This is a genomic window from Nocardioides exalbidus (genome assembly GCF_900105585.1).
Classification (GTDB): domain Bacteria; phylum Actinomycetota; class Actinomycetes; order Propionibacteriales; family Nocardioidaceae; genus Nocardioides; species Nocardioides exalbidus.
Genome location: NZ_FNRT01000002.1, coordinates 1077641 through 1090818, shown reverse-complemented (window position 1 = coordinate 1090818; position 13178 = coordinate 1077641). Strand labels below are relative to the sequence as shown.

Here is a 13178-nt window from a genome sequence, read left to right as displayed (position 1 = left end):
ACCCGACGATGGCGACCACCACCGAGCTGCTGGACCGGCCGCGGAGCACCTCCGCGGCCGGCCCGGCATCGGCGTACGCGCTGATGCTGGCGCTGCTCGTGGTGGCCGCCCTCGTCTCGGTCTTCGTCGGGTCACGGCTGTTCTCACCGCTCGAGCTCTTCCGTGACGGACCCGACCAGACGGTGCTCCAGGTCCGCGCGATCCGGACCGCGCTCGGCGTCTGCGTCGGCGTCGCGCTCGGACTCGCCGGCGCGTGCATGCAGGGCCTGACCCGCAACCCCCTCGCCGACCCCGGCATCCTCGGCGTGAACGCCGGAGCCGCGCTGGCCATCGTGCTGGGCATCGCCTACCTCGGCGCCGGCAGCATGACGTCGTACGTCCTCTTCGCGCTGGTCGGTGCGGCGGTCGCCTCGGTGGTCGTGCACACGATCGCCGGCGTCGGTCGCGACGGCGCGACGCCCGCGAAGCTCACGGTCGCCGGGGCCGCGTTCGCCGCCGCCGCGAGCAGCTGGACCGTCGCCGTGCAGCTGGTCGACCAGACCACGCTCGACGTGATGCGGCGCTGGCAGGTCGGCTCGATCGGCGGCCGCTCGTGGGACCTGGTCGTGTCGCTGGTCCCGATGTTCGTCGTGGGCGCCGTGCTGGCTCTCGCACTCAGCCGCACGCTCAACGCGCTCGCCCTCGGCGACGAGATGGCCAAGGGCCTGGGCCGCCACACCGCGCGCGACCGGATCCTGGTCGGCACCGCGATCGTGCTGCTGGCCGGGACGGCCACGGCCGCTGCCGGACCGATCGCCTTCGTCGGCCTGATCGTCCCGCACCTCGTGCGCACCCGCACCGGCTCCGACCATCGCCACCTGCTGCCGCTCAGTGCCGGGTACGGCGCGGTGCTGGTGCTGCTCGCCGACACGGTCGGGCGGATCATCCTCCCGCCGTCGGAGGTGCAGGTCGGCATCATGACGGCGGTGATCGGGGTGCCGTTCTTCCTGCTGCTCGTGCGCCGCGGACGGATGGGCCTGTGAACACCGTCCTCGACCAGGCCACCCGATCCGGGGCGTGGGCCGACATGCGGGCGGCGACCGCCCGCCCGCGGCGCCGTCGCCTGCTCGTCCTGTCCGGGCTCGCACTGGCCCTCGTCGCGGCCTTCGCGGTGCGGGTGCTGCTGGGCGACTACACCTTCACGGTGCCGGACTTCTTCCGGATCCTCTTCGGCGAGCAGATGCCGGTCTCCACCTTCATCCTGATGGAGAGCAAGCTGCCGCGAGCGGTCCTCGCTGTGCTCGTCGGCGTCGCGCTGGGCTCGGCCGGGTCGCTCTTCCAGATGCTGCTGCGCAACCCGCTCGCCAGCCCCGACATCGTCGGCGTGAGCCTCGGCGCGAGCGCCGCCGGCATCTTCGCGATCCTCACCCTCGACCTGCGCGACGGCGCGGTGTCGGCCTTCGCCGTGCTCGGCGCCGTGGTCATCGCGGCGCTGGTGCGCTGGGTCGCCGGCACCACCGGCGGCTACCGGCTGGTGCTCGTCGGGGTGGGCGTCGCGGCCGCGATGGTCTCGGTCATCCAGTACCTCCTCGCCCGCTCGAACACCTACGACGTCCAGCTCGCGCTGCGCTGGCTGGTCGGCAGCGTCAACAACGTGCCGTGGCAGACGATCGGCCTGCTCGCGCTCGTCCTGGCCGTGCTGCTGCCGCTGCTGGCGGTGCTGTCCCGTGCCCTGCCCGCCCTCGAGATGGGCGACGACGCGGCGGCGGGGCTGGGCGTCGGCCGCCACCGCACCGACGTGCTGCTGCTGGTCGGCGTGCTCCTGACCGCGGTCGCGGTCGCCGCGGCCGGACCGGTCGCCTTCGTGGCGTTCATGGCGGGCCCGATCGCGCGGGCGTTCATGGGCGGGCGGCACAGCCTGCTCGCCGGCGCCCTGGTCGGCGCGATCCTCATGCTGCTCGCCGACTACACGGCGGCGTATCTCATCCCCGGCGTGGTGCTGCCCGTCGGGATCGTGACCGGGGCGGTCGGCGGACCGTTCCTGCTCTGGCTACTGGCGCGCGGCGCCGCGACCGGGAGGACCGGATGACCGACTCGACCAGCAGGCTGCACACCGAGGCGGTGAGCCTGGGCTACGGCGACCGGTTGGTCGTCGACCAGGTGAGCGTCGAGATCCCCGACGGCAAGGTCACCGTGGTCGTCGGTCCCAACGCGTGCGGCAAGTCCACGCTCCTCAAGGGCCTCGCGCGGCTCGTCCGGCCCCAGGGCGGGGCGGTCATCCTCGACGGCCAGGAGATCCACAAGCGTCCGACCAAGGAGGTCGCGAAGGTCCTCGGCCTTCTCCCGCAGAACCCGATCGCGCCCGACGGCGTGGTCGTGGCCGACCTCGTCGGCCGCGGCCGGCACCCGCACCAGGGCGTCTTCACCCGCTGGTCCGCCGAGGACCGCGCGGCGGTCGAGGAGGCGATGGTCCTCACCGACACCGCCGGGCTGGCCGACCGCGTCGTCGACGAGCTGTCGGGCGGCCAGCGCCAGCGCGTCTGGATCGCGATGGCCCTCGCGCAGGGCACCGACCTGCTGCTGCTCGACGAGCCGACGACCTTCCTCGACGTCGCCCACCAGGTCGAGATGCTCGACCTGCTGCACGACCTCAACGTCGACCGTGGCACGACGGTCGTCATGGTGCTCCACGACCTCAACCTCGCCGCCCGCTACGCCGACCACCTGATCGCGGTGTCCGAGGGGCGGGTGTACGCCGTGGGCGACCCGTCGCAGGTGCTCGACACCACGCTGGTGCAGGACGTCTTCGGGATGCAGAGCGCCGTCATCGACGACCCGGTCTCCGGCACCCCGCTCGTCGTCCCGATCGGGCGGCACCGCTGCAACGGGCGCGGTGTGGCGCAGGTCGCGGAGGGGGAGCGATGACCACGACGTCCGACGTCCTGCCCCTGATCTTCACCGAGGTCGAGGTCGTCTCCATCGACCGGCTCGGCCCCACCTTCGTCCGCGTCGAGCTGGGCAGCCCCGAGCTCGCGGAGTTCGGCGTCGAGGGCCCGCGCTACGACCAGCGGATGAAGCTCGTCTTCCCCGACCCGGTGACGGGCGGGATCACCTCGACCGAGGGCGCCGACGCCTCGTGGTTCTCCACCTGGATGGAGCAGTCCACCGGGGAGCGCGGCCACATGCGCACCTACACGATCCGCGACGTGCGCGGCTCCGGTGCCGCGACGACGTTCGTCGTCGACATGGTCCTGCACCTCGAGGGCGACCTCGTCGGCCCGGGCTCGACCTGGGCCTCGACGGCCGAGGTCGGCGACCGGATCGTGGTGCTCGCGCCGCGGCGCGGCCACTTCTACGGCGGGATCGAGTTCGCTCCCCCCGAGGGCGCCGAGCTGCTGCTGGTCGGCGACGAGACCGCGGTGCCCGCGGTGTGCGCCGTCCTGGAGCAGCTGCCGGCCGGTGCCCGCGGCACGGCCTTCCTCGAGGTGCCCCACGTCGACGACGTGCAGACCACGGTCGGGCCGGCGGGCGTCGAGGTGGTGTGGCTCGCCCGCGCCGGCGCCGAGCTCGGAGCCCGGCTCCACGACGAGGTGGTCGCGCACCTGGGCATCCCGGGCGCCCGGGTCGAGGTCGCCGAGGACGAGGTCGATCCCGACCTCTGGGAGACGCCCACCCACTCGTCCTCGGGGGAGGAGGTGGCGGGCGACGCGGCGTCCGCGGCCGGGACGTACGCCTGGATCGCGGGCGAGTCGAAGGTGGTCACCGGCCTGCGCCGGCACCTGGTCAACGAGCTCGGGTTCGACCGCAGCCAGGTGGCGTTCATGGGCTACTGGCGCCGCGGCGTGGCCATGAGGTCCTGACGGTCCTGGCCGAGGTCCTGCCCGCGGCGCCCGTGCTGGGTGCTGCTGGGCGCTGGTCAGCGTCGCTTCGGCGCGCGGGGCGAGTAGCGCGCGCGCTCGGCGATGCGGTGGCGGGCGATGAGCTCGATGTCGGTGAACGAGTCGTGCATGGCGGTGCTCCTTCTCGGGTGGGTCGTGCGGGGTGTGTGGGGTGTCAGCTCTGGTGGAGCGTGACGTCGCCGGAGGCCGTGGTGGCACGGACCTCGAGGTAGGGCTGGTCGGGGGCGGGCTCGCCCGTGCTCGGCAGGTTCGAGGACAAGGTGCCGCTCGCGGTGCGGATGTCGGTCCACACGGGGAGCCCGGGACGGACGCCGATGCGGACGTCGCCGCTGGCGGTCTTGGCGGTGATCCGGCCGGCGCCGGCCTCGCCGATCGCGAAGTCGCCCGAGCCGGTGGTGAAGATCGTGTCGCCACTGACCGACCCGACCTCGGCGTCGCCGGAGCCGGTCTTGACGGCGAGCTCGTCGCTCGACGCCTCGACGCGGACGTCGCCGCTGCCGGTCGTGACGACCAGGGCCGCGTCGGAGCGGCGTACGACGACGTCGCCCGAGCCGGACTTCACGCGGGCCTCGCCGACGAGGTGCTGCGCGACGACGTCGCCCGAGCCGGTCTTGATGTCGGCCTCGCCGTCGACGACGTCGAGCGCGACGTCGCCCGAGCCGGAGTCGACCTTGGTCTCGGAGAAGTGCCCGTGGGTGACCACGTCGCTGCTGCCGACCTTGGCGTTGAGGCCGCTGCCGAGGGGGACCTCGACGACGATGTCGTGCGCCGGCTCCCGGCCGAAGATGCCGGCGTTGCGGCGGGGGGCGATGATCGCGATGCGACGGTCGCCCCGTCCGTCGGCGAGGTCGCGGACGTCGTACTCCTCGGCGCGGTCGCCGGTGATCCGGATCGTGGTCTGCGTGGTCTCGGTCGCCGTGACGTCGACGCTGCCGCGGCCGTTCTCTACGTAGAGGCCGATGGCCTCGGGGGTGTCGAAGGTGCGGTCGAGGAAGTTGCTCATGGAGGGCTCCTGAGGGTGTGTTCGTCCGACGGGCCGGCGGGTGCCGGTCCGTGGAGGTGAGAGGTGAAGGGGTGGTGGGCCGCTCAGACCCTGCGGTGATCGGTGTGCGTCACTGCCAGCCGCTCATCCGGCGGCGGTTGTTGTCGCGCTTGCGGCTGGCTGCGAACGGGTCGTAGCCGACGAAGGGGACGCTGCTGAGGTCGATGTCGACGTTGATGGCGTGCTCGCTGGTCGCGCTGCGGACCACGCCGACCATCCAGGTGTTGAGGCTCTGCCCGGCCGCTGCTGCCTTCTCCTCGGCGCGAGCCTTGACGGCCTCGGGGATCCGGAGGGTGATCCGGGACAGGTCACCGTCGTCCTCCTCGGGCGGGGCCGGCGGCGCCGGCGGCGGGGGAGGCGTGGGGATCGCCGCGGCCGGGGCGACCTCGACGACGAAGTCGAGCTCGCGACCGACCAGCCGGACGTCGACGCTGCCCTCGGGCAGCTCGGCCGTGATCTCGGCGGCCGCGTGCGAGATGGCCTCCATCAGCGCCAGGCGGGCGCTCGGGTCCAGGGCGAAGGCCAGCCGCTCGGCGGCCTGCTTGAGCTCGTCGCTCCCCGCCTCCGCCGCGGCCACCAGGTCGCGGCGGAGGGTGTCGACGTAGGGGGTGATGTCCATGCGCACTACTCTGACATCACTGTGATGTCATGTCAAGCGAATGTGATGTCACGTGTGGTGCACCGTGACGTCACGGCGGCGTCAGACGTCGAAGAGCGACCCGGAACCGGAGATGTCGACGTCGGTCTTCGGCGTGTGCGTCGGACCGTCGGACGTCGGCGCGGGCTTCGTCGGCGCGGGCGTCGTCGGCTCGGTCTCCGGCTCGTCCGCTGCCGGGGCGTCAGCGTCGTCCGCGTCCAGGATCGTCTCGGGGTCCTCGTCCGCCCCGGACGCCGCTGCAGGGGCCTCGTCGGGGGCCTCGCTCGGCTCGGAGAACGTCGCTGCCTGGCTCAGGTCCGCCCCGCTCGGCGGAGCCCCGGGGGCGGGCGTCTCCTCGGCGACGGCCTCCGGCGCGGGCTCCGGCTCGGGCTCCGGCTCGGGCTCGGGCTCGCTCGACTCCGGGGCGTCCGACGAGCCGGCGGCCGGGGCAGCCGGTGCGTCCTCGGTCGCGGGCGTCGCGGGCGTCGCCTCGGGGGCGGGCACGTCGAAGAGGGACCCGAGGCTCGTGATGTCGACGTCGGTGCTCGGCGCGGACGTCGTACCGCTCGGGGCCGGGGCCTCGGCGACCGCCTCGGCCTCGGGTTCCGGGGCCTCCTCGACGGGCTCCTCGACGGCCTCGCTGGGACCTGAGTCGCTGGGAGACTCAGGTGCGACGGTGGGCTCGGGGCTGGCGACGTCGAAGAGCGATCCGTAGCTGCCGTCGGTGCTCACCGACGCGCTCGCCGGCGCCTCGCTGGGACCTGAGTCGCTGGGAGACTCAGGTGCCACCACGGGCGCCGCCGCCGGCTCGGAGGTCGGCTCCGGGGCGGCGATGTCGAACAGCGACCCGCCGCTGCCGAGGTCAGCCGCCGGCTTCGCTGCAGGGGCCTCCGCGGCCGGAGCGGCCTGTGCCTCGGGCTCGGAGGGGGCCGCGGCGGGAGCCTCGGCCGCCGGAGCGGCCTTGGGTGCCTCGGGCTCGGTGGCGGGTACGTCGAAGAGCGAGCCGCCGCTGCCGAGGTCGGCCGCCGGCTTCTCGGCAGGCTTCTCGGCGGGAGCCTGCGGAGCGGTCTTCGGTGCCTCGGGCTCGGTGGCGGGTACGTCGAAGAGCGAGCCGCCGCTGCCGAGGTCGGCCGCGGGCTTCTCGGCGGGCTTCTCGGCGGCAGCTTCGGCCTTGGGTGCCTCGGGCTCAGTGGCCGGCACGTCGAACAGCGACCCACCCGCGGCGGGCTCGGCGGGCCTGGCCGGCTCGGGCTCGGGGGCGGGCGTGTCGAAGAGCGAGCCTCCCGACGCGGGCTCGGGCTTCTTGTCCTCGGCCGGTGCCGGGGTGTCGAAGAGCGAGCCGCCCGCGGCGGGCGCGGCGGGCTCCTCGGTCGCCGGCGTGTCGAACAGCGACGACCCGCCGGAGGCCTTGGCTGCGGGCCCGGCGTCGGCGGTCTCGGTGATCGTGTCCTCGGTGACGGTGACGTCACCGGCCTCGGGCTCGTCCTTGGTGGCGACGTCGGACTTCGCGGCCGGCGCGGCGGCCGAAGCGGCAGCCGGGGCAGCAGCGGGGGCGGCGGACGGCGCGGCCTTGGTCGCCTGCTCGCCCTTCACCGACGCGAGCAGCATCTGCGCCACGTCGAGGACCTCGACCTCCTCGCGGGCCTCGCCCTTGGCCTGCTCGGAGGTGAGCCCGTCCGAGAGCATGACGCGGCAGAAGGGACAGCCGACGGCGATCTGGTCGGCGCCGGTGCCGACCGCCTCCTTGGTGCGGTTGACGTTGATCCGCTCGCCGATGTTCTCCTCCATCCACATGCGGGCGCCACCGGCGCCGCAGCAGAAGGACCGCTCGGAGTTGCGCTCCATCTCGACGAACTCGGCGCCGGGGAGGATCTCGAGCAGCTCGCGCGGCGGCGAGTAGACCTGGTTGTGGCGACCGAGGTAGCACGGGTCGTGGTAGGTGATCGAGCGCTTCGCGGCGCCGGCGCCGTCCTTGACCGGGGTCAGCCTGCCCTCGCGCACGAGGCGGTTGAGCAGCTGGGTGTGGTGGACGACCTCGAGCTCGATGCCGAAGTCCTTGTACTCGTTCTTGAGCGTGTTGAAGCAGTGGGCGCAGGTCGAGACGACCTTCTTGACCTTGTACTCCTTGAAGGTCTCGACGTTCTGCTGGGCCAGCCCCTGGAAGACGAACTCGTTGCCGGCACGCCGGGCCGGGTCACCGGTGCAGGTCTCGCCGTTGCCGAGCACGCCGAAGGAGATCCCGGCCATGTCGAGCAGCTCGGCGACCGCGCGGGTGGTCTTCTTCGCGCGGTCCTCGTAGGCCCCGGCGCAGCCGACCCAGAACAGCCAGTCGACCGATTCGAGGGACTCCAGGTCCTCCCCGACGACCGGGACGTCGAACTCGAGGCCCTTCGCCCAGTCCATGCGCGCCGACGGCGACATGTTCCACGGGTTGCCCTTGTTCTCCAGGCCCTTGAAGAGCTGGTTGAGCTCGGCGGGGAAGTTCGACTCCACCAGCAGCTGGTAGCGCCGCATGTCCATGATGTGGTCGACGTGCTCGATGTCGACGGGGCACTGCTGGACGCAGGCGCCGCACGAGGTGCAGCTCCACAGCACGTCCTCGTCGATGACGAAGTCGCCGTCGGCCGGGTTGTAGAAGTAGTCGAGGACGTCGGTGCCGGAGCCCGCGCTCTCGCCCTTCGAGCCGACACCCACCAGGGCCCGCTCGGCGTGCGCCTCGTGGCCTTCGGACTTCGGGTCGCCGGCGGCGTACGCGTGGTCGCGCAGCGCGGTGATCAGCAGCTTGGGCGAGAGGGGCTTCTCGGTGTTCCAGGCCGGGCACTGCGACTGGCAGCGGCCGCACTCGGTGCAGGTGGTGAAGTCGAGGATGCCCTTCCAGGAGAAGTCCTGGATCGAGCCGGCGCCGAGCACCGAGTCCTCGTCGAGGTCGTCGATGTCGTCGAGCGTGACGGGCTTGCCGGCCGAGGTGAGCGGCTTCATCGCGCCGAGCGCGGTGCTGCCGTCGTCCTCGCGCTTGAAGTAGATGTTGAACCACGCGGTGAAGCGGTGCCACGCGATGCCCATCGTGATGTTGCGGGCGATCACCATCAGCCAGATCATCGCCAGCGCGATCTTGAAGGCGGCGATGAAGTAGATGATGTTCTCGAGCGTGTGCGCCGAGCCGGCGCCCGACGGGTAGAGCACGTCACCGATGAAGGACGCGATCGGGAAGTGCGCGCGGGTCGCGGTGTCGTGGCCCTCGACGACGCCGAGGTTGTACTCCGCGCCGCGGACGAACAGGATCGCCGCACCCTCGAGCAGCGCGAGCGCCTCGACGAAGTAGGCCTGCCAGAAGTTCGACCCGAAGAAGCGGCTCCTGCGGCCCTCGGAGCGCGGGTGGTGCTTCTGGCGGTAGACGATCAGGTAGACGATGCCGACCGTGCTCAGCAGTCCGATGAGCTCGCTGAACCACTCGAAGGGGTACCAGTGGCCGACGACCGGCCACACGAAGTCGGCCTTGAAGAGCTGGAAGTACGCCGCCAGCACGGCCGTGCTGAGGAACAGGAACGCCGCGTAGACGAACCAGTGCATGACGCCGATCCAGTGCCACTGGAGCATCCGCGTGTGGAGGAACGTCTCCTTCAGCATGGTCGCCGCGCGGCCGGTCGGGTTCCCGGTGCGCCCCGGCGCCGGCTGGCCCGAGCGGATCACGCCCAGCATCCGTCGTACGGCCGGCACCAGCAGGGCGACGGCGGCCACGGTGAGTGCGAGCGAGATGACGATCGCGACGATCTGCATGAAGGGCTGCTCCTCGGTCATGGCGTACAGAGCCGGAGCATATGGCCGGCATGCATGCCGGCGGCAGGCTCCAACGAGTGAGAAGAATCCTACCCGCAGGTAACTTCTCGACCGGGGGCGGTGCGCTCAGTTCACGATCGCGACGTTCTCGATCTCGATCTCGCGTGCGTCCTCGCGGTAGGTCGCGACCTTCGACTTCACCTGGTCGAGGGCGTCGGTCAGCCGCTTCACGCCGTCGCGCAGCTTCTGCTGGTGGTCGAGGTGGGCCATGTGGGACTCGCTCGTCTCGTCCCAGCCCGGCGTGAGCTTCTCCACCTGCTCGAGCAGGTCGTTGATCTGGGTGGTGATCGTGGTCGTCGCGTCGGCCAGGGCGGTCTCCATGGTCGAGAGCGAGTCCTGGTGCACGACGAGCCCGCGCTCGCTCATCGGGGACCACCGCCGAGGCGCTCGTTGAGCTGGCCGGCCCGGGTGGCCTGCTCGGTGTCGTTCGTGGCGTGCTCCTGCGCGACGTACATCAGGCTCTGGGAGTAGCCCTCCAGGATCGGGCCGAGGGTGACGGCGACGTCGAACCAGGCGTTGATGGCCTCGCCGAAGCCGGCGGCCGCCTGTCCCTTGAACCCCTTGCCCGCCTCGGTCTCGATGGTGGCGCCGAGGTCGCGCAGCGACGACTGCAACGGGTCGATCGCGTCGGCGGCGGCCTGGGCGGCAGCCTGCATCTCGGAGTAGACGAGTCCGACGGCCACGGCCGCCTCCTTCCATCGGGCTTCACGGGGTGACGCGTCGGTGCTCCTACCCCCGGAACAGGGGGTTCACACGCGGCAATTTTGCCCGGTCGGCGACGGTTTGAGCGGCGCTGGGCGGGGGAACTGCACAGCCATGCCGTCCTACGACTACGAAGTCGACCTCGAGAGCATGGGCAAGGCCGCCCAGGGGCTCAGCGAGACCGTGCAGCTGTTCAAGGACAAGGACGTCGAGGACCTCGTCCCGACCAAGGGCGACGTCGGCCACGACACCGTCTGGGACGCGCTCGACGAGTTCAAGAACCGCTGGGAGGAAGGCGTCAACAACCTCTGCCAGGACGTCGAGGAGATGTCGGGCCGGCTCGGCAAGATCGCGATGAACTACTTCGACACCGACAAGGCGGGCGGCGAGTCCCTTAAGGGCACCGTCGGGTCCATCTCAGCGGTCAAGGTGCTGTGATGCCGGACTTCGAGATCGACGGCAACCCGGGCAACATCCGCTCGAAGGCCGTCACGATGCAGCAGAAGGGCCAGCTCTTCTACGACACCGGCGACGCCCTGTCGAAGATCGACGTCTCGGGCTGGACCGGCCGCGCGGCCGACCAGTTCCGCGAGGCCCACGACCTCGAGCCCGAGCGGTGGACCAAGGCCGGCAACGGCTTCCGGAAGGCGGCGGCCGGCCTCCAGACCTACGCCGGCCAGCTCGAGGACGCGCAGCGCCGCGCCGCGGCGGCCAAGGCCGAGTACGAGCGAGGCCAGCGCGAGTCGGAGAGCGCGCGCACCCAGTACGACGGCTACATGGGCCGGATGCGCTCCTACTGGGCGAGCGGCGGCACCGACCAGGCCGAGCCGTTCACCGACTGGGGCGACCCGATCCAGCAGCAGGCGCTGCGCGACCTCGCGTCCGCGAGGTCCGACCTCGACAACGCCGCGCACGTGTGCGCGGGCGAGGTGAGGGCCGGCTGTGCGGACGCACCGGAGGAGCCGAACTGGCTCGAGTCCGGGCTGAAGTTCGTCGGCGGCATCTTCGAGGGCGCCGGCGAGGCGGTCTGGGACCTGCTGACGATGGTGCCGTTCAGCCCGGTCAACATGGTCATCGACTCCTACAAGCTCGCGACGGGCGACCTCACGCCCGAGGAGCTCATGAAGAAGTACGAGCTCTCCGCCGAGAACGCGTGGGACATGGCGCAGGGCATCTACACCGGTCTCACGACCGACCCGATCGGCTTCGGCAAGGAGCTCGGCAAGAGCCTGCTGGACTGGGACACCTGGGCCGACGACCCGGCCCGCGCCATCGGCCACCTCGTGCCCGACGCGATCGTCGCGGTCGCGACCGGCGGCTCCGGGGCGATCGCGACCCGCGGCGGCAAGATGGGCATGGACCTCCTCGACGGGCTCGCGGACCTGTCGAAGTTCCGCCACCTCGACGACCTGTCCGACCTCGGCGGCCTGCGCCGGCTCGACGACGGCGCCCCCCGGTCCCTGTTCGAGTTCGACGGCAGCGGCAAGTTCCGCGGCCTCGACGACCAGCTGCGCGAGCCCAGCTACACCCCGTCGAACCGCAGCATCATCGACGACGACTACAACGTCCTGGGCCGCAACCCCGAGACCGGGCGGCCCTACACCCACGACGAGTTCATCGACGAGTTCCGCACCACCAACGAGCGGGGCGAGACCGACTGGGACTGGAAGCACGCCGCCCCGAACGACGGCAAGGTGCCCGGCACCGAGCAGATCGTCGACCCGCACGACGTGCCGCGGATGGACCGCATCGGTGGTCCGGGAGGCGAGTACTTCGCCGACGACGGCGCCAAGATGAGCGAGCGCTCGCTGCCTCCGGACCGGCTCAACTTCGACCGCAACCAGTGGGACATCAACCGCGACCACCCGGACCTGCAGAACGGGTCCGTCACCATTGAGAAGTCCGAGGTCGCCCCGGCCTTCGGCCAGGAGGGCGGCGGCAACCAGTACCGCTTCCTCGACGCCGACGGGAACCCCCTCAGCCAGGGCGAGCTGGTCGACCGTGGGATCATCGACAACCCCTACCGATTCGACGCCGGTGACGCCGCACTCGGTGCGGGTGCCACCCAGGCGGCCCAGGGCGCGGACCGGATGGCCGACGAGCAGCAGCGTGAAGGAGCCAGCCGGTGAACGAGCTCGACGAGGTGGCCGAGGAGCTGGTCTCGCGCGGCCTCGGCGAGGGTGTCGACTTCTTCGTCTCGGGCCGGTCGCCGGTCGACCTCTCCAGCGAGTACGTCGGCATCCGGCGCCTCGACGAGGGCGGCTACGAGGTCTGGTACCGCGGTGACTGGGGCAAGGACCGGACGCTGGTCGAGACGACCGACTTCGCCGCTGCGCGCGAGCGCTTCGTCGCCGAGGCCGTGACCCTCGCGAAGGGTCGCTGGGGCAGGTCGGTGCGCGCATGATCGCCGACGACGTACGCCGCCTGCTCGAGGCGGCAGGGGACGACGCCGACGCGGTGCTGTGGGCGCCGGTCTCTGACCAACCCCCGCAGGCGCCGAGTCACCAGTGGGTCGTCTGGCCGACGGCGGACGACGAGGTCGTGCTCGGCGGGTCCGACCACGGCCGCTTCTCCGCCTACGCCAGGTTCGGCGACCCGACCCTCGTCGCGGAGATCCTGTCGCGGTGGCTCGATCCCGTGCTGCCGCCGCCGCCGCGGGACGCGGAGACGCTCCACGCCGCCTCGCTCGCGGTCGCCGACGGCATCGTCGGCCCCGACGCCGCTGCGCCGCTCGAGCCCGGTCGGTTCCTGCCCGGGTCGGTCGTGCCCGCAGGGGCACCGCTCGACCACATCGGCACGGCCAGCGGGCACGTGCTCCACCTGTTCGACACCGCGTTCGACGCGCGCAGCCTGCCGCCGACCGATGCGAACGTGGCCCGGATCGGCCTCGTGCTCACCGCGCCGCTCCCGGACTCCTGCTCCGTCGTCCGCGTCGAGCCGTGGTTCGGCCAGCCGGGCGGTGGTGTCTCGATCGTGCTCGACCGGGTGATCGCCTACTACGTCGACCAGGGCGTGCTCGCGCCCTTCGCGATCGACGCCGAGGTGCCGGCCGCGCCCGACGTGCGGACCTGACGTGCGGGCC

General features: G+C 72.0%; 13 protein-coding genes. 8 read left to right on the top strand and 5 right to left on the bottom strand.

The window, feature by feature from the left end:
* The first annotated feature begins 8 nt into the window (after positions 1 to 8).
* Genes BLV76_RS05590 through BLV76_RS05575 form a run of 4 tightly spaced genes read left to right on the top strand, consistent with a single transcriptional unit; the run spans position 9 to position 3839 of the window.
* Positions 9 to 1022 carry a FecCD family ABC transporter permease gene (locus BLV76_RS05590; RefSeq protein WP_245734556.1) on the top strand — a complete coding sequence of 338 codons (1014 nt, stop codon included), beginning with the start codon at positions 9 to 11 and terminating at the stop codon, positions 1020 to 1022.
* Positions 1019 to 2068: a FecCD family ABC transporter permease gene (locus tag BLV76_RS05585; RefSeq protein ID WP_245734555.1), complete on the top strand. Its 1050-nt coding sequence runs from the start codon at positions 1019 to 1021 to the stop codon at positions 2066 to 2068. Before BLV76_RS05590 ends, BLV76_RS05585 begins: the two co-directional genes overlap by 4 nt.
* A complete protein-coding gene (locus tag BLV76_RS05580; RefSeq protein ID WP_090968242.1) occupies positions 2065 to 2904 on the top strand; it encodes an ABC transporter ATP-binding protein in 840 nt (279 codons plus the stop codon). Before BLV76_RS05585 ends, BLV76_RS05580 begins: the two co-directional genes overlap by 4 nt.
* Positions 2901 to 3839, top strand: a complete 939-nt coding sequence (locus BLV76_RS05575) for a siderophore-interacting protein (protein ID WP_090968241.1) — start codon at positions 2901 to 2903, stop codon at positions 3837 to 3839. Before BLV76_RS05580 ends, BLV76_RS05575 begins: the two co-directional genes overlap by 4 nt.
* A gap of 193 nt (positions 3840 to 4032) precedes the next feature.
* Here BLV76_RS05575 and BLV76_RS05570 read toward each other — a convergent pair whose 3' ends face one another.
* The 5 genes from BLV76_RS05570 to BLV76_RS05550 form a co-directional block, all read right to left on the bottom strand.
* Positions 4033 to 4881, bottom strand: coding sequence for a DUF4097 family beta strand repeat-containing protein (locus BLV76_RS05570; RefSeq protein WP_090968240.1), 849 nt, complete (start codon positions 4879 to 4881; stop codon positions 4033 to 4035).
* A gap of 109 nt (positions 4882 to 4990) precedes the next feature.
* Positions 4991 to 5539 carry a toxin-antitoxin system HicB family antitoxin gene (locus tag BLV76_RS05565; protein ID WP_090968239.1) on the bottom strand — a complete coding sequence of 183 codons (549 nt, stop codon included), beginning with the start codon at positions 5537 to 5539 and terminating at the stop codon, positions 4991 to 4993.
* A gap of 81 nt (positions 5540 to 5620) precedes the next feature.
* Entirely contained in the window at positions 5621 to 9355 is a 3735-nt protein-coding gene (locus BLV76_RS05560) for a (Fe-S)-binding protein (RefSeq protein WP_245734554.1), read from the bottom strand.
* A 105-nt stretch (positions 9356 to 9460) separates the two neighbouring features.
* Positions 9461 to 9760: a WXG100 family type VII secretion target gene (locus BLV76_RS05555; protein WP_090968238.1), complete on the bottom strand. Its 300-nt coding sequence runs from the start codon at positions 9758 to 9760 to the stop codon at positions 9461 to 9463.
* A complete protein-coding gene (locus tag BLV76_RS05550) occupies positions 9757 to 10077 on the bottom strand; it encodes a WXG100 family type VII secretion target (protein ID WP_090968237.1) in 321 nt (106 codons plus the stop codon). Before BLV76_RS05550 ends, BLV76_RS05555 begins: the two co-directional genes overlap by 4 nt.
* 133 nt (positions 10078 to 10210) lie before the next feature.
* Between BLV76_RS05550 and BLV76_RS05545 the strand changes: the two genes are divergently transcribed.
* From BLV76_RS05545 to BLV76_RS05530, 4 genes are read left to right on the top strand one after another with little or no spacing between them, the layout of a single operon-like run.
* Positions 10211 to 10534: a hypothetical protein gene (locus tag BLV76_RS05545; protein WP_090968236.1), complete on the top strand. Its 324-nt coding sequence runs from the start codon at positions 10211 to 10213 to the stop codon at positions 10532 to 10534.
* Positions 10534 to 12225 (top strand): TNT domain-containing protein, encoded by a 1692-nt coding sequence (locus BLV76_RS05540; RefSeq protein WP_090968235.1) that lies wholly within the window; start codon positions 10534 to 10536, stop codon positions 12223 to 12225. The genes BLV76_RS05545 and BLV76_RS05540 overlap by 1 nt, the downstream gene beginning before the upstream one ends.
* Entirely contained in the window at positions 12222 to 12500 is a 279-nt protein-coding gene (locus tag BLV76_RS05535) for a hypothetical protein (RefSeq protein WP_090968234.1), read from the top strand. The genes BLV76_RS05540 and BLV76_RS05535 overlap by 4 nt, the downstream gene beginning before the upstream one ends.
* Positions 12497 to 13168 carry a glycohydrolase toxin TNT-related protein gene (locus BLV76_RS05530; protein ID WP_090968233.1) on the top strand — a complete coding sequence of 224 codons (672 nt, stop codon included), beginning with the start codon at positions 12497 to 12499 and terminating at the stop codon, positions 13166 to 13168. The genes BLV76_RS05535 and BLV76_RS05530 overlap by 4 nt, the downstream gene beginning before the upstream one ends.
* The last annotated feature ends 10 nt before the right edge of the window (positions 13169 to 13178 follow it).